Raw genomic sequence first — 17,643 nt, 5'->3', positions numbered from 1 at the left:
GCGAGTAGACAAGCACACCCCCTTCACGATGGCGCGCGTTATTCTACGTGAAATCACGCTAAACGGCAGATCAAACCGAGTATCTTTGCGAATATTTTTTCACATTTGTGTCAAGTGGCTGTGAGGCCGCAAAAAATTCCCCCTGACCGCCTGTGACACCGCATTGGGACAGCACTAACCACTCGCTGCGGCTGCGTACGCCCGTCGCAAAAACTTGCATAGGCATGCCTTTGCAGGCTTCCACCAGACTTTGCACCAGCAGCTGGTTCTCACTGCGCTTTTCAATGTTGCGCGCCAGCCCAGGATGCAGTTTGATCAACTCCGCATCCAGCTGCTTGATCCAGCTGGTTCCCACCAGGGTTAGTCCCGCCTGAACGACCGCCACCCGAACGCCCAGGGCGTTAACCAACCGCATAACCGGCTGCAGACGGCCGATATATTGACAAACATCTGCCTCCGCAAGTTCAAAAATAATCCGCTGACGCTGCGATTTTTCACACTGCATTAAGGCATCGCGCAGCCAGCGCTGAAAACGGGGACGGATCAGCGACTCCACCGACAGCTGTAACGCCAGGTTTTCTTCAGGCCAGAAGCCTAAAAATGGCAGCAGGCGCGTCACCTGCAGGCGGTCATACTCCTCCGCCAGACCAAACTGCAGCACCATCGGCATGTACTCGGCGGCGATCACCTCTTCTTTACCGTCGTACATCCGCGACATCAGTTCACGGTGATGCACCCGGCCATCGCGGGTAACGGCAGGTTTTTGGTACAACCGCGGTCCCCCGCGGCTCAGCATCTGTTCGATCAGCGTCCGCCAGCGAACGTTGCCGCGACCTTTCTCAGGAAGGGTGTCATCGTAAACCGACCAACTATTGCTACCCTGCAGCACCGCGTTGCGCGTTGCCGCTTCCGCGTGCTCCATCACCTGCGCTGTCGATTGCCCGCTGCGGAAAGCACAGATCCCGATATGCATCATATCGTCGCGATCGAGAATGCGCGTCGGCGGCAGTGCGTCCATGGCCTTCAGCAACAGCCCGGCGATACTATCTGCCTCTTTTAACGTGCGGTGCGGCAGCAGCACGGCGAAGTCGCTACGGTGATAGCGCGCCAGTAGCGCGCCGGGATAACGCATAATAAAGGTAGAGAGCAGGTTGATAAGCGTGAAGTAATGCTCTTCGGCGGCCGCCCGTCCCCAGTTGTCCCGTAGCAGATCGAACTCCGGCAGACGGATCATCATGACGATGCCGTAGGCGCCCACTTTCTCCTGGTCTTCCAGCAGCGTGGCCAGCTGATTATCAAAGAACAGGCGGTTATTCAGGCCCGTTTTAGAATCCTGTGCCGCATAGGAGCGAATCAGCGTATCCATACGGCTGCGCTGATCGCTGGCGAATTGCAGCTCCGACAGCAGCATATCCAGCGCGCTGCTGGTGCTGGCTGGCCATTCATAGACCGATCCGCGCACCTGCGGCCCGCGCTCGCCGCTCAGGATGCGCGTGGAACGCAGCTCAAGCAGCTCCTGACCAGCCAGCTGGCGGCGGATCCAGCGGACGGCGAAGAAAATAATCACCACCATAAAGCCGATGGAGATCGACAACGGGGCCGTGATCGACAGCGAGCGGAAATAGTTCACCATTGGGTCAACGTAGACCAGATGCAGAGTGATACCGGGGTGTTTAAGCGACGGGACCGTGACCTCACGGAATTGCTCATGGCTGCCAAGCGGGCGGTAGCTGTCGGTTCGGGAGTGGCTGTAGAGTGGTTTGCCGTTAAGCATGAAATCGATATGCACGATCTCGATCGGCGTCATCAGCTCATCCAGCTGCGGCTCAAGCTGATCAAAAGAGGTGGTGATGAGCCGGTTATCCAGCATGGTCGCCACCGCCTGAACCCGGTTTTCGACCTTGTTCTCAATGCCGTTATAAAAACTCAGCGAAGCGCCAATCAGCGTGACAAAGATGGTCAGGCTAGTTAGCAGCGTGATAAAGGCTGAGAACTTCGTCGTTAATCGCATCCCTGTGTTAACTCCGCGAGTGAATGACTGCCCGATGAACCATCAGGCTCCCGTGCTGGCGCGCGCCTTGCCGCTAGCATTAACCTTTTAAAGCGCGACGCATACTATCAAAGATGGCGAGTCTGGCAATGGAATGCGTATTATCGGCGAAAGTATGCCGATAGCGAGTATAGTCGGCAGAAAAAATTTGCCAATCATTGCCCGCCTGCGGCCTGCGCCAGAAGCGCTTTAATTTTAGACGCAGGATGGCAAACCCGCGCCAGCGACGCAAATTATTACCGGTTTACCGTTTGGCCTGCTTGCCGCCCTCTTTTCCCTGCTAAAGATGCCGGGTCATGCGCGGTAAAGGAAACGTCTTGCGCCACTTTCCGATGATTCCTGGACGACCGCGCCTCTGCTTCGGCGGCGGCTCCTCATCCTAATCTGCAATTTTTCGTGACATATTCGCGATAAATCGTCGTCTCCGTCATGCTTAGGGAAACGCATGACGGAGGACACCATGAAAAGAAAAAAACTGACGGAAGCCGACGTCACGGCCGAATCCGTTTTTATGCTCAAGCGGCGCCAGGTGCTGAAAATGTTGGGTATCAGCGCGACGGCGCTTTCGCTTCCCGCCGCCGCGCAGGCCGATCTGCTGGACTGGTTTAAAGGAAATGACCGCCCGCCGGCCCCGGCGGGCAAGGCCCTGGACTTTGCTAAACCCGCCGAGTGGCAGGCTAATCTGACGCTCACCCCGGAAGATAAGGTCGCCGGTTACAATAACTTTTATGAATTCGGCCTAGATAAAGCCGACCCGGCGGCGAACGCAGGTAGCCTGCGCACCGATCCCTGGACACTGACCATCGGCGGTGAAGTGGCGAAGCCGCTGACCCTTGACCATGACGATCTGACCAAACGCTTTCCGCTGGAGGAGCGCATTTACCGTATGCGCTGCGTGGAGGCCTGGTCGATGGTCGTTCCCTGGGTCGGTTTCCCGCTGCATAAACTGTTGGCGCTGGTGGAACCCACCAGCAACGCACGCTATGTCGCCTTCAAAACCCTTTACGCCCCGGATCAAATGCCCGGGCAGAAAGATCGTTTTATCGGCGGGGGACTTGCTTATCCTTACGTGGAAGGGTTGCGACTTGACGAAGCCATGCACCCCTTGACGCTGCTTACCGTCGGCGTGTATGGCAAAGCGCTGCCGCCGCAGAACGGCGCGCCGATCCGCCTGACCGTGCCGTGGAAGTACGGTTTTAAAGGCATTAAATCCATCGTCAGCATTGAGCTGACGCGCGAGCAGCCGCCGACCACCTGGAATCTGGCGGCGCCGGACGAATACGGCTTCTTTGCCAACGTTAATCCCCATGTCGATCATCCCCGCTGGTCGCAGGCCAGCGAGCGGTTCATCGGCTCAGGCGGTGTGCTCGATGTGAAACGTCAGCCGACGCTGCTGTTTAACGGCTATGCCGACGAGGTGGCCTCACTGTATCGCGGTATGAACTTGCGGGAGAACTTCTAGTGCGTTTCACCGTCAAACAGATCGCGTGGTTGAAAGTCTTCCTCCACCTGGCGGGGTTTTTACCGCTGGTCTGGTTGTTCTGGGCCGGGCATCAGGGCTACTTTAGCGCCGATCCGGCCAAGGATATCCAGCACTTTACCGGCAGGATGGCGCTTAAATTTCTGCTGGCGACTCTGCTGGTCGCCCCGCTGGCGCGCTATGCGAAGCAGCCATTATTGATTCGCATTCGCCGCCTGTTAGGTTTATGGTGTTTTGCCTGGGCGACGCTGCACCTGACCAGCTACACCTTGCTGGAGCTGGGCATTAACAATCTGGCGCTGCTGGGCTCGGAGATTATCAATCGCCCCTATCTGACGTTAGGCATGATCTGCTGGGTGATCCTGCTGGCGCTGGCGGCGACTTCGACGCAGGCGATGCAGCGAAAACTGGGCCGTCGTTGGCAACTTTTGCACAATTTCGTCTATCTGGTGGCGATCCTCGCGCCGATTCACTACCTGTGGTCAGTGAAGATCGTCTCGCCGCAGCCCATCATTTATGCCCTGCTGGCGGTGGTGCTTTTGGCATGCCGTTATAAGAAGTTCCGCCAGTGGTGGCGCTGAATCCGGTAATGTGCAGTTTCCCGCAGATCTTTTATCAACCGCGACTCTTTTTACGATAGCGGTTGATAATCTTCCCTGATAAGACCAGTATTTAGCTGCCAATTGCTACGAAATCGTTATAATGTGCGACTTTGGTTTTCCTGACGGGGTTTTCTGACCCTGAAAAGGTGACAAGGGCGCATTGAAGGTATATGTTGTTTTTTACCCGAAGATGGCAGGAGATCGCCACACGATGGCTGACAAGTTTCACATTTTGCTTTTGAATGGTCCAAACATTAACATGCTCGGTACCCGCGAGCCTGATAAGTATGGCACCCTCTCGCTGGCTGAAATTGTTAACCGTTTGACATCTGAGGCGGCGGCGCTGAATGTGAGCCTGGATCACCTGCAGTCCAACGCGGAGTATGCGTTAATCGACCGAATTCATCAGGCTAAAGACAACGTGGACTATATCCTGATTAATCCGGCCGCGTTCGCGCATACCAGCGTAGCAATCCGTGACGCGTTGCTTGCCGTGAACATCCCGTTTATCGAGATTCACTTGAGCAACGTGCATGCACGCGAACCCTTCCGCCAGCACTCATACCTGTCAGATGTCGCCGCTGGCGTCATTTGCGGACTGGGGGCGGACGGCTATTCATACGCTTTACAGACGGCGGTAAAACGCCTGTCACAATCACACTAAACAAAGAGTACGGAACCCACTCATGGATATTCGTAAGATTAAAAAACTGATCGAGCTGGTTGAAGAATCAGGTATCTCCGAACTGGAAATTTCTGAAGGCGAAGAGTCTGTTCGCATCAGCCGCTCTGCACCGGTCGCAAGCTATCCGGTTATGCAGCAGGCTTATGCTGCGCCGATGATGCAGCCTCAGGCGCCTGCCGCCGCGGCTGCCGCACCAGCTGCTGCAGCTGAAGCGCCGGCAAAAGCGGAAATCAGTGGTCACATCGTACGTTCCCCGATGGTTGGTACTTTCTATCGTACGCCAAGCCCGGACGCGAAAGCGTTTGTGGAAGTTGGCCAGAAAGTTAACGTGGGCGACACCCTGTGCATCGTCGAAGCGATGAAAATGATGAACCAGATCGAAGCCGACAAAGCCGGCGTGGTGAAAGCCATTCTGATCGAAAGCGGCCAACCGGTAGAATTCGACGAGCCGCTGGTAGTTATCGAGTAACGAGGCGAACATGCTGGATAAAATTGTCATCGCTAACCGTGGCGAGATCGCATTGCGCATCCTGCGTGCCTGTAAAGAACTGGGCATCAAGACCGTCGCTGTGCACTCCACCGCGGATCGCGATCTAAAACACGTATTGTTAGCGGATGAGACGGTCTGTATTGGCCCGGCTCCGTCCGTAAAAAGCTATCTCAACATCCCGGCTATCATCAGTGCGGCGGAAATCACCGGCGCGATAGCGATTCACCCGGGTTATGGTTTCCTCTCCGAGAACGCCAACTTTGCCGAGCAGGTTGAGCGCTCCGGCTTTATCTTCATCGGTCCGAAAGCCGACACTATCCGCCTGATGGGCGACAAAGTGTCCGCAATCACCGCGATGAAGAAAGCCGGCGTCCCGACCGTTCCAGGTTCTGACGGCCCGCTGACCGACGATATGGACGCTAACCGCGCCCATGCCAAACGCATTGGCTATCCGGTGATCATCAAGGCCTCCGGCGGCGGCGGCGGTCGCGGTATGCGCGTTGTGCGTAGCGACGCCGAACTGGCGCAGTCTATCTCCATGACCAAAGCGGAAGCGAAAGCGGCTTTCAATAACGACATGGTCTACATGGAGAAATACCTGGAAAATCCTCGCCACATCGAGATCCAGGTACTGGCGGACGGTCAGGGTAACGCTATCTATCTGGCAGAGCGTGACTGCTCCATGCAGCGTCGCCACCAGAAAGTGGTCGAGGAAGCGCCGGCGCCGGGCATCACCCCGGAACTGCGTCGCTACATCGGCGAACGTTGCGCGAAAGCCTGTGTGGATATCGGCTACCGCGGAGCGGGCACCTTCGAGTTCCTGTTCGAAAACGGCGAGTTCTACTTCATTGAAATGAACACCCGTATTCAGGTAGAACACCCGGTTACCGAAATGATCACCGGCGTTGACCTGATCAAAGAGCAGCTGCGTATTGCAGCTGGCCAGCCGCTGTCCATCAAGCAGGATGAAGTGGTCGTCAGAGGCCATGCGGTGGAATGCCGTATCAACGCCGAAGACCCGAACACCTTCCTGCCGAGCCCGGGTAAAATTACCCGCTTCCACGCGCCGGGCGGTTTTGGCGTGCGCTGGGAGTCTCATATCTACGCCGGTTACACCGTACCGCCGTACTATGACTCCATGATCGGTAAACTGATCTGCTACGGCGAAAGCCGTGACGTGGCGATTGCCCGCATGAAGAATGCGCTGCAGGAGCTGATCATCGATGGCATCAAAACCAACGTCGATCTGCAGATGCGCATTATGAGCGACGAGAACTTCCAGCATGGTGGCACTAACATCCACTATCTGGAGAAAAAGCTCGGACTGCAGGAAAAATAATCCTGTATTTGCTGCAAAAGGCCGGTTAATCCGGCCTTTTTTCTTTTTCTCTCCCCTCGACTTTTCCATGCGGTACAATCCCCGCTTTCTTCATCCTCAAGGGACAAAAAATGGACAAACGCTTTGTTCAGGCCCATAAAGAAGCGCGCTGGGCGCTGTGGCTGACCCTTCTCTATCTTGCCGCCTGGCTGGCGGCGGCCTATCTGCCGGGCGTCAGTATCGGTTTTACCGGCCTGCCCCACTGGTTTGAAATGGCCTGCCTGCTGGTGCCGCTGCTGTTTATACTGCTGTGCTGGGCGATGGTGCGCTTTATCTTCCGTGATATCTCTCTGGAGGATAACGATGCAGCTTGAGATTATCGTGGTGCTGATCGCTTATCTGTTTGTGGTCTTCGGGCTGTCGATTTACGCGATGCGTAAACGCAGCACCGGGAACTTCCTTAGCGAGTATTTCCTCGGCAGTCGATCGATGGGGGGGTTTGTATTAGCCATGACCCTCACCGCCACCTATATTAGCGCCAGCTCGTTTATCGGCGGCCCCGGCGCCGCCTATAAATATGGGCTGGGTTGGGTACTGCTGGCGATGATCCAGGTACCGACGATCTGGCTCTCTCTCGGGATCCTCGGCAAGAAGTTCGCGATCCTGGCGCGACGCTACAATGCTATTACCCTTAACGATATGCTGCAGGCGCGCTACCAAAGCCGCGCGGTGGTATGGATTGCCAGCGTCAGCCTGCTGGTGGCCTTTGTCGGGGCCATCGCGGTGCAGTTTATTGGCGGCGCGCGCCTGCTGGAAACCGCTGCCGGGATCAAGTACGAAACCGGTCTGCTGATCTTTGGGATCACCATCGCGCTGTATACCGCTTTCGGCGGCTTCCGCGCCAGCGTACTCAACGATACGATGCAGGGAATGGTGATGTTGATCGGGACGATCGTCCTGCTGGTTGGTGTCGTCCATGCTGCCGGCGGCCTGCATCAGGCGGTGGACACACTGCAGCGGATCGACCCACAGCTGGTGTCGCCGCACGGTGCGGATGATATCCTGTCCCCCACCTTTATGACCTCGTTCTGGGTGCTGGTTTGCTTCGGCGTTATCGGCCTGCCGCATACCGCCGTACGCTGTATCTCCTATAAAGACAGCAAAGCCGTGCACCGCGGGATTGTCATTGGCACGATCGTCGTGGCGATTCTGATGTTCGGCATGCATCTCGCCGGCGCTCTTGGCCGCGCCGTCCTGCCGGGCCTCACCGTGCCCGATCTGGTGATCCCCACGTTGATGGTCCAGGTGCTGCCGCCGTGGGCTGCAGGACTGTTCTTAGCCGCGCCGATGGCCGCGATTATGTCGAACGTGAACGCCCATTTACTGCAGGCATCGGCTACGATCATTAAAGATCTGTGGCTCAGCGCGCAGCCAACAAAAAAACGCAATGAGCAGAAGCTCAAGCGGATCTCAACGATCGCCACCTTAGTGCTGGGTATATTAATGATGCTGGCCGCCTGGCGGCCGCCGGAAATGATTATCTGGCTCAATCTGCTGGCCTTCGGCGGCCTGGAAGCGGTGTTTTTATGGCCGTTGGTGCTGGGCCTTTACTGGGAGCGAGCAAACGCTGCCGGGGCGCTCAGCGCGATGTTGGTGGGCGGCGTGCTGTATGCCGTGCTCGCGACGTTTCATATTCAGTTCCTGGGCTTCCATCCTATCGTGCCCTCGCTACTGCTAAGTTTGTTGGCTTTTGTCGTCGGGAACCGTTTCGGCCAACCCGTCCCGCCAGCCCCTGTGATGACTACTGATAAATAAAGAGTTTTGCTATGCCATGGATCCAACTGAAACTAAATACTACCGGCGCGAACGCAGAAGATCTTAGCGATGCGCTGATGGAGGCCGGATCGGTCTCCATCACCTTCCAGGATACGCACGATACGCCGGTATTTGAGCCGTTGCCCGGGGAAACCCGGCTGTGGGGCGATACCGACGTGATCGGCCTGTTCGATGCCGAAACCGATATGAAAGCGGTCGTTGCCCAACTGGAGCAGCATCCGCTGCTCGGCGCCGGCTTTGCGCATAAAATTGAACAGCTGGAAGATAAAGACTGGGAGCGCGAGTGGATGGATAACTTCCACCCGATGCGTTTCGGTGAGCGCCTGTGGATTTGTCCGAGCTGGCGCGATGTCCCCGATGAGAACGCGGTCAACGTGATGCTTGATCCGGGACTGGCTTTTGGTACCGGCACTCATCCCACTACCGCCATGTGTCTGCAGTGGCTCGACGGCCTCGACCTACAGGGCAAAACCGTTATCGATTTTGGCTGCGGTTCCGGCATCCTTGCGATCGCCGCCCTGAAACTGGGTGCCGCTAAAGCGATCGGGATTGATATCGACCCACAGGCCATCCAGGCCAGCCGTGATAACGCCCAGCGTAACGGCGTCTCCGAGCGTCTTGAACTGTATCTGCCGCAGGATCAGCCAGAAGCCATGAAAGCCGATGTCGTGGTCGCAAACATCCTCGCGGGCCCGTTACGTGAGCTGGCCCCATTAATCAGCGTCCTGCCGGTTACAGGCGGCCTGCTGGGCCTTTCCGGCATTCTGGCAAGCCAGGCGGAAAGCGTCTGCGAAGCCTACGCCCCGCTCTTCACCCTCGACCCGGTGGTGGAGAAAGAGGAGTGGTGCCGGATCACCGGCCGGAAAAACTAAGCACAATGCGGCCTGCGGGCCGCATTTTTGTTTCCAGTAGCCACCAAATAATGCCTGGAAATGAGAGGCAGATCGCACTACAGAGTACTTTTTTGGCTACAAAAACAGCGTTTTATGCCGTCAGGTAGCGAGTTTATCTAAGAAAAATCGAGAAGTTTTACGATTTTATAAATGGACACAAATTACCCACCATCAATTAAAGTAATGATTAATATAAGTATTTATTCATCGCTTTTACGCTAGTCCCGGATTCATTGATCTGCAACAGAGGATTGCTCAAAGTTTGGCCTTTCATCTCGTGCAAAAAATGCGTAATATACGCCGCCTTGCAGTCACAGTATGGTCATTTCTTAACTCATGCGCATCGGACACCACCAGCTCAGAAATCGCCTGATCGCAGCGCCCATGGCTGGCATTACTGACAGACCATTCCGGACGCTGTGCTATGAGATGGGAGCGGGTTTAACCGTTTCCGAGATGATGTCCTCTAACCCACAGGTGTGGGAGAGCGACAAGTCCCGTTTACGGATGGTGCATATTGATGAGCCCGGTATTCGTACCGTGCAAATCGCCGGTAGCGTACCGGAAGAGATGGCTGCAGCCGCGCGGATTAACGTGGAAAGTGGCGCCCAGATTATAGATATCAATATGGGATGCCCGGCGAAAAAGGTGAATCGCAAGCTTGCAGGTTCAGCCCTCTTGCAGTACCCCGAGCAGGTGAAGTCAATCCTGACGGCGGTCGTCAACGCGGTGGACGTTCCTGTGACTCTCAAGATTCGCACCGGTTGGGAACCGGAACACCGTAACTGCGTAGAGATTGCCCAACTGGCCGAAGAGTGTGGCATTCAGGCTCTGACTATTCACGGACGCACCCGCGCCTGCTTGTTTAACGGAGACGCTGAGTACGACAGTATTCGGGCAGTTAAGCAGAAAGTTTCCATTCCGATTATCGCGAATGGTGACATTACTGACCCGCTTAAAGCCAGAGCTGTGCTCGACTATACAGGGGCTGATGCCCTGATGATAGGCCGTGCAGCTCAGGGAAGACCCTGGATCTTTCGGGAAATCCAGCATTATCTGGACACTGGAGAGCTGCTGCCCCCGCTGCCACTGGCAGAGGTTAAGCGCTTGCTTTGTGCGCACGTTCGGGAATTGCATGACTTTTACGGTCAGGCAAAAGGGTACCGAATCGCGCGTAAACACGTCTCCTGGTATCTTCAGGAACATGCTCCAGATGACCAGTTTCGGCGCACATTCAACGCCATTGAGGATGCCAGCGAACAGCTGGAGGCGTTGGAGGCATACTTCGAAAATTTTGCGTAATAGAAATAAAGAGCTGACAGAACTATGTTCGAACAACGCGTAAATTCTGACGTACTGACCGTTTCTACCGTTAACTCTCAGGATCAGGTAACTCAAAAACCCCTGCGTGACTCGGTTAAACAGGCACTGAAGAACTATTTTGCTCAACTGAACGGTCAGGATGTGAATGACCTGTATGAGCTGGTACTGGCTGAAGTTGAACAGCCCCTGTTGGACATGGTGATGCAATACACCCGTGGTAACCAGACCCGCGCAGCCCTGATGATGGGCATCAACCGCGGTACACTGCGTAAAAAACTGAAAAAATACGGCATGAACTGATACTAGTCAGTTGCTTGCTTGATATAAAAGGCGCTCTTCGGCATGGGGAAGCGCCTTTTTTATTATCTGCGCCGACAAAACACATTACTGATTCACTACCCGCAGTACAGGCTCCTGCGATAAACGAGCAGCACAGACCACCGCCATAATATTATCCACCAGCGCAGGTGCCTGCTGATACAGATCGAAGCGTTGCGGTTCAAGCAGCCAGTTTTTAATCAAGCCGGAAAAGGCGCTATGTAAAACAATTAATATCACGTCGATATTTGTTTCGGCTGGCAATATATTGTTACGCACACAGCGCTGCAGAATGCCGCCAATAACGGAATAGTTAAATCCAATGCGTTGGCGAATTTCGCTCTCCGATAACATATCGCTGGCAAACTCACAGCGTTGATAAAGGATTTGCATCAGGGCACGCTGGCGAGGATTCTCAGCAATATAGCGCAGGCCGGCAATAAATCGCTGGCGCAAATCTTTTAAGGGCTCCTGCTCATTCCTTGTCGCCAGGTTTTGCTGAATCAAATCCCTGAGCGGCGGCTGCTGCTGCCACATCTCATTAAACAACTCGGTCTTACTGGCAAAATGCCAGTATACGGCACCGCGAGTCACCCCCGCCGCATCAGCGATATCCGTCAGGGTCGTATTGATCACCCCCCGCAGGGCGAACTGCTGGATCGCGGACTCAATCAGGAGCTGCCGCGTGCGCAGCGCCTCCTCTTTGGTTTTTCTCGCCATATAAGATCTCAGTTCCCGATTAACAGGCAATATAGATTTTTCTGAAGATCCCTTAATCTAACATTCGGTGCACAATATTATTTAGCAAAAATGCAGACAAGCTAATTCTGATGTAGAAAACCAACGAATCACCTTAATGAATATTAATAGCCAACTCATTCATTAAAACAATGTCTATTTATTATGTTTTACAATTAAGATAAATAGTAAAAACAGATCGGCCATTTTTTTGTTTTTGCGTGCCTTGCTGATTGCTTAAAAATAAGTATCTCTTACATCCAATGGCGTTTATTTGTAGGATGTCAAACTGCTTTTTGATTCCCTCTTTCTTTCACAGATTCGCCGCCGAATTTGGCACGTAATCTATAAGGAACCGCAATGACAACTCACGCCAGAGTGACACTTTTATCCGGTTTAATTATCTCTGCCTTGTTGCTTACCGGCTGCGATAATTCGGGCAACCCGCAACCCCATGCACAGGCGCCGCAGGTGACGGTCCATGTCGTGAACAGTGCGCCGTTGTCGGTCACCACCGAACTGCCAGGCCGCACCTCTGCTTTTCGCGTGGCGGAAGTCCGCCCCCAGGTGAGCGGTATCATCCTGAAGCGTAACTTTGTTGAAGGAAGTGATGTCGAAGCAGGTCAGTCGCTCTATCAGATCGATCCGGCAACCTATCAGGCCGCCTGGAACAGCGCGAAAGGCGATGAGGCCAAGGCCGAAGCCGCAGCCGCCATCGCCCATTTGACGGTGAAACGCTACGTTCCACTGCTGGGTACCAAATATATCAGCCAGCAGGAATACGATCAGGCGGTGGCCACCGCACGCCAGGCCGACGCCGACGTCATCGCCACCAAAGCCGCCGTAGACACCGCCCGTATCAACCTGGCCTACACCAAAGTGACCTCCCCCATAAGCGGGCGCATCGGCAAATCGAGCGTCACCGAGGGCGCGCTGGTCACCAACGGTCAGTCGGATGCCCTGGCCACCGTCCAGCAGCTCGACCCCATCTATGTCGACGTGACGGAGTCCAGCAATGACTTTATGCGCCTTAAGCAGGAAAGCCTGCAGCGCGGCGGTGATACAAAAAGCGTTGAGCTGGTGATGGAGAACGGCCAGGCCTATCCGCTTAAAGGGTCGCTGCAGTTCTCTGACGTCACTGTCGATGAAAGCACGGGCTCTATCACGCTACGCGCTATCTTCCCTAACCCGCAGCATGCCCTGCTGCCGGGGATGTTCGTCCGTGCTCGCATAGACGAAGGTGTCGATCCGCAGGCCATCCTGGTGCCGCAGCAGGGAGTGACCCGCACGCCGCGGGGCGATGCCTCCGTGATGTTGGTGAATGACAAAAACCAGGTTGAAACCCGGGAAGTGGTCGCGACTCAGGCCGTTGGCGATAAATGGCTCATCACCAGCGGGCTGAAGCCGGGCGATAAAGTGATTGTCAGCGGCTTACAGAAAGTCCGTCCAGGCGTCACCGTCAAAGCGGAAGCGGAGCGTGCGGCACCGGCCGCACAATAAGGATACTCAGCCATGTCTAAGTTTTTTATCCATCGACCGGTCTTCGCCTGGGTGCTGGCCATCATTATGATGATTGCCGGCGGCCTGGCCATCCTGCAGCTACCGATAGCGCAGTATCCGACGATTGCGCCCCCTGCGGTGGCGATCTCCGCCACCTACCCGGGTGCGGATGCCCAAACCGTGCAGGATACGGTCACTCAGGTTATCGAACAGAATATGAACGGTATCGACAACCTGATGTATATGTCGTCAACCAGCGACTCCGCTGGCTCGGTAACCATTACGCTCACCTTTAAGTCCGGCACCGATCCGGATATCGCCCAGGTGCAGGTGCAAAACAAACTGCAGTTGGCTACGCCGCTGCTGCCTCAGGAAGTACAGCAGCAAGGGATTAGCGTCGAAAAATCCAGCAGCAGCTTCCTGCTGGTTGCCGGCTTTATCTCTGATAACCCGGCCACCACCCAGGACGATATTTCTGACTATGTCGCCTCCAACGTGAAAGACCCTATCAGCCGCCTCAACGGCGTGGGCGATGTGCAGCTGTTCGGCGCGCAGTACGCCATGCGCGTCTGGCTGGACGGCAATTTGCTGAATAAATACAACCTCACGCCGGTCGACGTCATCAATGCGCTGAAGGTTCAGAACGATCAGATCGCCGCGGGTCAGTTGGGCGGTACGCCGGCGCTGAAAGGTCAGCAACTGAACGCGTCGATCATCGCTCAGACGCGGCTTAAAGATCCGCAGGAGTTTGGCAAGGTTACACTCCGGGTCAATGCCGATGGTTCGGTCGTCCATCTGAAAGACGTCGCCCGCATTGAGCTGGGGGGAGAAAACTACAACGTCGTCGCGAGAATTAACGGTAAACCCGCCTCTGGTCTGGGTATTAAGCTTGCGACCGGCGCCAACGCGCTGGATACTGCCACCGCGATTAAAGCGAAGCTGGCCGAGCTACAGCCCTACTTCCCTCAGGGGATGAAGGTTGTCTATCCGTACGATACGACCCCTTTCGTCAAAATATCCATCCACGAAGTGGTTAAAACGCTCTTTGAGGCAATTATCCTCGTCTTTCTTGTCATGTATCTGTTTCTGCAGAACATGCGCGCAACGCTCATTCCGACGATTGCCGTTCCTGTCGTGCTGTTGGGTACCTTTGCGGTACTGTCGATGTTTGGCTACTCCATCAACACCCTGACGATGTTTGGCATGGTGCTGGCGATAGGCCTGTTGGTCGATGACGCCATCGTGGTGGTGGAAAACGTCGAACGTGTAATGGTTGAGGAGAAGCTCTCGCCAAAAGAAGCGACAGAAAAGTCGATGTCGCAGATCCAGGGGGCGCTGGTGGGTATCGCCATGGTGCTCTCTGCGGTATTCGTCCCGATGGCCTTTTTCGGCGGCTCGACTGGCGCGATTTATCGTCAGTTTTCGATCACTATCGTCTCCGCCATGGCGCTCTCCGTGCTGGTTGCGCTGGTACTGACGCCGGCGCTCTGCGCCACGTTGTTGAAGCCAGCCTCAGCCGAACACCATGAGAAAAAAGGATTTTTCGGCTGGTTTAACGCCCGCTTTGACCAGAGCGTCAATCACTATACCAACAGCGTTAGCGGCATTCTGCGTGGAACAGGCCGTTATCTGGTGATCTACCTGGTGATAGTCGTGGGGATGGCCGTGTTGTTCATGCGTTTGCCCACGTCCTTTCTGCCCGACGAGGATCAAGGCGTCTTCCTGACCATGATCCAGCTGCCTTCCGGCGCGACCCAGGAGCGCACGCAGAAGGTGCTGGATACCGTAACCGACTACTATCTGCATAACGAGAAGGCCAATGTTGAAAGCGTCTTTACCGTTAACGGCTTCAGCTTCAGCGGCCAGGGGCAAAACTCCGGCATGGCGTTTGTCAGCCTGAAACCCTGGGAAGCGCGTAGCGGTGATGAAAACAACGTTGAGTCGATTATTAAACGGGCCACCGTGGCCTTCAGCCAGATAAAAGACGCCATGGTTTTCCCGTTCAACATGCCGGCCATTATTGAGCTGGGTACCGCCACCGGCTTCGACTTTGAGCTGATCGACCAGGGTGGACTTGGCCATACCGCCCTGACCCAGGCGCGAAACCAACTGCTCGGTATGGTGAAACAGCATCCGGATCAGCTGGTCCGGGTACGGCCCAATGGGCTGGAAGATACGCCGCAGTTCAAACTGGATGTCGATCAGGAAAAAGCGCAGGCGCTGGGCGTATCCCTCTCCGATATCAATGAAACGATATCTGCGGCGCTGGGGGGGTACTATGTCAATGACTTTATCGACCGCGGCCGCGTGAAAAAAGTGTACGTCCAGGCTGATGCCCATTTCCGTATGCTGCCGAGCGACATTAACAACATGTACGTTCGTAGCGCCAACGGCGAAATGGTTCCGTTCTCCGCCTTTGTCACTTCACGCTGGATCTATGGCTCGCCGCGTCTGGAGCGCTACAACGGCTTGCCGTCCATGGAGATCCTCGGTGAAGCCTCGCCAGGAAAAAGTACCGGGGAAGCCATGGCCCTGATGGAACAACTGGCCAGTAAACTGCCGAGCGGCATCGGTTACGACTGGACCGGGATGTCTTACCAGGAACGGCTCTCCGGCAACCAGGCGCCTGCACTTTATGCCATCTCATTGATCGTCGTCTTCCTGTGCCTGGCAGCGCTGTATGAGAGCTGGTCGATCCCCTTCTCAGTCATGTTAGTGGTTCCGCTGGGGGTCATTGGCGCGCTGTTAGCGGCCACGCTGCGTGGGCTGAATAATGACGTTTACTTCCAGGTCGGTCTTTTGACTACGATCGGTTTGTCGGCAAAGAATGCGATCCTGATCGTTGAGTTCGCCAAGGATCTGATGGAGAAAGAAGGGAAAGGGATCATTGAGGCTACGCTGGAGGCATCGCGGATGCGCCTGCGCCCTATTCTTATGACATCTCTGGCTTTTATCCTCGGGGTTATGCCGCTGGTGATTAGCCATGGTGCCGGTAGCGGGGCTCAGAATGCAGTGGGCACCGGCGTGATGGGCGGGATGCTTACCGCGACACTGCTGGCGATCTTCTTTGTTCCGGTGTTCTTCGTGGTCGTTAGGCGACGCTTTACCCGGCACGCTGAATAATTCGGCTATGTCTTGAAGGCGCCCCCTCCGGGCGCTTTTTTTTGCATGGAATATTGGTCGCCAGCTAAACTAAACTCCCCCGCAGTCTGGCAACCGCCATCGCACGCAACATCGCTGAATCACAATCTTTCTCTCCATCTTTTCTGCATATTCCCGGGCTTATCTTCACGATATTTACGCGGCTCATAAATTGAGATGATTTCGGCATCCGGGCCGGACAATCCGCGGTGATAAAATAAGCCATTCCGTTCTGCACTGGCTCTCAGTACAACCCTGCGGATTATCCAGAGGTAATATCATGAAAAAGTATTTAATCGTGGCGCTGCTGGCCTCTCTGCTGGCAGGCTGTGCCCATGACTCTCCTTGCGTGCCGGTTTATGACTCGCAAGGCCGCTTAGTCCACACCAATACCTGTATGAAAGGCACAACAGAAGACAACTGGGACACCGCAGGTGCGATCGCCGGGGGGGCCGCCGCGGTAGCCGGCCTCACGTTAGGGATCGTCGCGCTGACTCGTTAGCAACTCCGCTCCACAAATGCTCAGCCTGGAGGCGTTCTCTTCGGCTCAGTCGCCAGAAAGACAAAAGGCCCAGTCACACGACTGGGCCTTTCATTTACGTTGATATGACCGCTGCTTTCCCCAGAGGCGGTGCTGCGCACCTTTTCCGGGCTACGGGGTCTGTAGCCCCAGTAAGCGCAGCGCCACCGGGGGAGCTGGCGGCGCGTCTGGCCGCAAAAAACAATAAAGCCCGGTCTTCCGACTGAGCCTTTCGTTTTATTTGATGCCTGGGAATGATGGCGGGCGTCCTGCCCGCTACCCTCCGGCCGTTGCTGCGCAACGTTCAAATCCGCTCCCGGCGGATTTGTCCTGCTCCGGAGAGCGCTCATCGGCAAACAACAGATATAACAAAAGCAAAAGGCCCAGTCTTTCGACTGGGCCTTTTGCTTTATTTGATGCCTGGCGATTCCCTACTCTCACATGGGGAGACCCCACACTACCATCGGCGCTACGACGTTTCACTTCTGAGTTCGGCATGGGGTCAGGTGGGACCGCCGCGCTATTGTCGCCAGGCAAATTCTTTACAACGTGCCGAACTTTAACCTAAAAAGTGGTGCTGATACCCAGAGTCGAACTGGGGACCTCACCCTTACCAAGGGTGCGCTCTACCAACTGAGCCATATCAGCACGCTAAATTTGATGCCTGGCAGTTCCCTACTCTCACATGGGGAGACCCCACACTACCATCGGCGCTACGGCGTTTCACTTCTGAGTTCGGCATGGGGTCA

General features: G+C 55.4%; 16 protein-coding genes, 1 tRNA gene and 2 rRNA genes. 13 read left to right on the top strand and 6 right to left on the bottom strand.

Annotated elements, in window-relative coordinates:
• Window positions 1–70 precede the first annotated feature (70 nt).
• Together csrD and FHW76_RS24205 are read right to left on the bottom strand one after the other, a co-directional pair.
• Complete coding sequence (gene csrD / locus FHW76_RS24210; RefSeq protein WP_110200480.1) at window positions 71–2,011, bottom strand: RNase E specificity factor CsrD; 1,941 nt, start codon at window positions 2,009–2,011, stop codon at window positions 71–73.
• 79 nt (window positions 2,012–2,090) lie between these two features.
• The gene (locus tag FHW76_RS24205; RefSeq protein ID WP_032691257.1) at window positions 2,091–2,282 is read right to left on the bottom strand and encodes a hypothetical protein; all 192 of its coding nucleotides are present in this window, start codon (window positions 2,280–2,282) and stop codon (window positions 2,091–2,093) included.
• Between the two features lie 228 nt (window positions 2,283–2,510).
• On the opposite strand from FHW76_RS24205, the gene msrP reads away from it, so the two are divergent.
• From msrP to fis, 10 genes are all read left to right on the top strand, one after another.
• Entirely contained in the window at window positions 2,511–3,512 is a 1,002-nt protein-coding gene (gene msrP / locus FHW76_RS24200) for a protein-methionine-sulfoxide reductase catalytic subunit MsrP (RefSeq protein ID WP_012540448.1), read from the top strand.
• Entirely contained in the window at window positions 3,512–4,111 is a 600-nt protein-coding gene (msrQ, locus tag FHW76_RS24195; RefSeq protein ID WP_012540447.1) for a protein-methionine-sulfoxide reductase heme-binding subunit MsrQ, read from the top strand. The genes msrP and msrQ overlap by 1 nt, the downstream gene beginning before the upstream one ends.
• Window positions 4,112–4,343: 232 nt before the next feature.
• Window positions 4,344–4,796 carry a type II 3-dehydroquinate dehydratase gene (gene aroQ / locus FHW76_RS24190; RefSeq protein ID WP_012540446.1) on the top strand — a complete coding sequence of 151 codons (453 nt, stop codon included), beginning with the start codon at window positions 4,344–4,346 and terminating at the stop codon, window positions 4,794–4,796.
• 22 nt (window positions 4,797–4,818) lie between these two features.
• On the top strand, window positions 4,819–5,286 hold the full coding sequence (gene accB, locus FHW76_RS24185) for an acetyl-CoA carboxylase biotin carboxyl carrier protein (protein ID WP_008806696.1): 468 nt from the start codon (window positions 4,819–4,821) through the stop codon (window positions 5,284–5,286).
• Between the two features lie 10 nt (window positions 5,287–5,296).
• Complete coding sequence (accC, locus tag FHW76_RS24180; protein WP_008806697.1) at window positions 5,297–6,646, top strand: acetyl-CoA carboxylase biotin carboxylase subunit; 1,350 nt, start codon at window positions 5,297–5,299, stop codon at window positions 6,644–6,646.
• A gap of 110 nt (window positions 6,647–6,756) precedes the next feature.
• Window positions 6,757–6,999 (top strand): YhdT family protein, encoded by a 243-nt coding sequence (locus tag FHW76_RS24175; RefSeq protein WP_012540445.1) that lies wholly within the window; start codon window positions 6,757–6,759, stop codon window positions 6,997–6,999.
• Window positions 6,989–8,440: a sodium/pantothenate symporter gene (gene panF / locus FHW76_RS24170; RefSeq protein WP_012540444.1), complete on the top strand. Its 1,452-nt coding sequence runs from the start codon at window positions 6,989–6,991 to the stop codon at window positions 8,438–8,440. Before FHW76_RS24175 ends, panF begins: the two co-directional genes overlap by 11 nt.
• Window positions 8,441–8,451: 11 nt before the next feature.
• On the top strand, window positions 8,452–9,333 hold the full coding sequence (gene prmA / locus FHW76_RS24165) for a 50S ribosomal protein L11 methyltransferase (RefSeq protein ID WP_008806699.1): 882 nt from the start codon (window positions 8,452–8,454) through the stop codon (window positions 9,331–9,333).
• A 357-nt stretch (window positions 9,334–9,690) separates the two neighbouring features.
• The gene (gene dusB / locus FHW76_RS24160; protein WP_008806700.1) at window positions 9,691–10,656 is read left to right on the top strand and encodes a tRNA dihydrouridine synthase DusB; all 966 of its coding nucleotides are present in this window, start codon (window positions 9,691–9,693) and stop codon (window positions 10,654–10,656) included.
• A gap of 24 nt (window positions 10,657–10,680) precedes the next feature.
• Window positions 10,681–10,977 carry a DNA-binding transcriptional regulator Fis gene (gene fis / locus FHW76_RS24155; protein WP_000462905.1) on the top strand — a complete coding sequence of 99 codons (297 nt, stop codon included), beginning with the start codon at window positions 10,681–10,683 and terminating at the stop codon, window positions 10,975–10,977.
• A gap of 84 nt (window positions 10,978–11,061) precedes the next feature.
• Here the strand turns inward: fis and envR are convergent, their stop codons facing one another.
• Window positions 11,062–11,715, bottom strand: a complete 654-nt coding sequence (gene envR / locus FHW76_RS24150; RefSeq protein WP_039102587.1) for an acrEF/envCD operon transcriptional regulator — start codon at window positions 11,713–11,715, stop codon at window positions 11,062–11,064.
• A gap of 378 nt (window positions 11,716–12,093) precedes the next feature.
• On the opposite strand from envR, the gene FHW76_RS24145 reads away from it, so the two are divergent.
• From FHW76_RS24145 to FHW76_RS24135, 3 genes are all read left to right on the top strand, one after another.
• Complete coding sequence (locus tag FHW76_RS24145; RefSeq protein WP_008806702.1) at window positions 12,094–13,233, top strand: efflux RND transporter periplasmic adaptor subunit; 1,140 nt, start codon at window positions 12,094–12,096, stop codon at window positions 13,231–13,233.
• A 12-nt stretch (window positions 13,234–13,245) separates the two neighbouring features.
• Window positions 13,246–16,356: an efflux RND transporter permease subunit gene (locus tag FHW76_RS24140; protein WP_008806703.1), complete on the top strand. Its 3,111-nt coding sequence runs from the start codon at window positions 13,246–13,248 to the stop codon at window positions 16,354–16,356.
• 298 nt (window positions 16,357–16,654) lie between these two features.
• Complete coding sequence (locus tag FHW76_RS24135; RefSeq protein ID WP_004206262.1) at window positions 16,655–16,876, top strand: membrane protein; 222 nt, start codon at window positions 16,655–16,657, stop codon at window positions 16,874–16,876.
• A 436-nt stretch (window positions 16,877–17,312) separates the two neighbouring features.
• On the opposite strand, the gene rrf (FHW76_RS24130) is transcribed toward FHW76_RS24135, so the two are convergent.
• From rrf (FHW76_RS24130) to rrf (FHW76_RS24120), 3 genes are all read right to left on the bottom strand, one after another.
• Window positions 17,313–17,428 (bottom strand): 5S ribosomal RNA (rrf, locus tag FHW76_RS24130).
• Between the two features lie 38 nt (window positions 17,429–17,466).
• A tRNA-Thr gene (locus FHW76_RS24125) sits at window positions 17,467–17,542 on the bottom strand.
• Between the two features lie 14 nt (window positions 17,543–17,556).
• Window positions 17,557–17,643: ribosomal RNA gene (rrf, locus tag FHW76_RS24120) — 5S ribosomal RNA — on the bottom strand; the annotation flags it as partial.

The sequence above is a fragment of the Klebsiella sp. RC2 genome, assembly GCF_014192815.1.
GTDB lineage: Bacteria > Pseudomonadota > Gammaproteobacteria > Enterobacterales > Enterobacteriaceae > Klebsiella > Klebsiella variicola.
Note: the sequence above shows the minus strand (reverse complement) of the source record. Positions and strands in the feature narration are given on the sequence as shown.

Bases quoted from the DNA above. Each gene is read 5' to 3' on its own strand.
- fis (WP_000462905.1), top strand. From the start codon at position 10,681: ATGTTCGAACAACGCGTAAATTCTGACGTACTGACCGTTTCTACCGTT.
- panF (WP_012540444.1), top strand. From the start codon at position 6,989: ATGCAGCTTGAGATTATCGTGGTGCTGATCGCTTATCTGTTTGTGGTC.
- aroQ (WP_012540446.1), top strand. From the start codon at position 4,344: ATGGCTGACAAGTTTCACATTTTGCTTTTGAATGGTCCAAACATTAAC.
- msrP (WP_012540448.1), top strand. From the start codon at position 2,511: ATGAAAAGAAAAAAACTGACGGAAGCCGACGTCACGGCCGAATCCGTT.
- FHW76_RS24145 (WP_008806702.1), top strand. From the start codon at position 12,094: ATGACAACTCACGCCAGAGTGACACTTTTATCCGGTTTAATTATCTCT.
- dusB (WP_008806700.1), top strand. From the start codon at position 9,691: ATGCGCATCGGACACCACCAGCTCAGAAATCGCCTGATCGCAGCGCCC.
- accC (WP_008806697.1), top strand. From the start codon at position 5,297: ATGCTGGATAAAATTGTCATCGCTAACCGTGGCGAGATCGCATTGCGC.
- FHW76_RS24175 (WP_012540445.1), top strand. From the start codon at position 6,757: ATGGACAAACGCTTTGTTCAGGCCCATAAAGAAGCGCGCTGGGCGCTG.
- accB (WP_008806696.1), top strand. From the start codon at position 4,819: ATGGATATTCGTAAGATTAAAAAACTGATCGAGCTGGTTGAAGAATCA.
- prmA (WP_008806699.1), top strand. From the start codon at position 8,452: ATGCCATGGATCCAACTGAAACTAAATACTACCGGCGCGAACGCAGAA.
- envR (WP_039102587.1), bottom strand. From the start codon at position 11,715: ATGGCGAGAAAAACCAAAGAGGAGGCGCTGCGCACGCGGCAGCTCCTG.
- csrD (WP_110200480.1), bottom strand. From the start codon at position 2,011: ATGCGATTAACGACGAAGTTCTCAGCCTTTATCACGCTGCTAACTAGC.
- FHW76_RS24140 (WP_008806703.1), top strand. From the start codon at position 13,246: ATGTCTAAGTTTTTTATCCATCGACCGGTCTTCGCCTGGGTGCTGGCC.
- FHW76_RS24135 (WP_004206262.1), top strand. From the start codon at position 16,655: ATGAAAAAGTATTTAATCGTGGCGCTGCTGGCCTCTCTGCTGGCAGGC.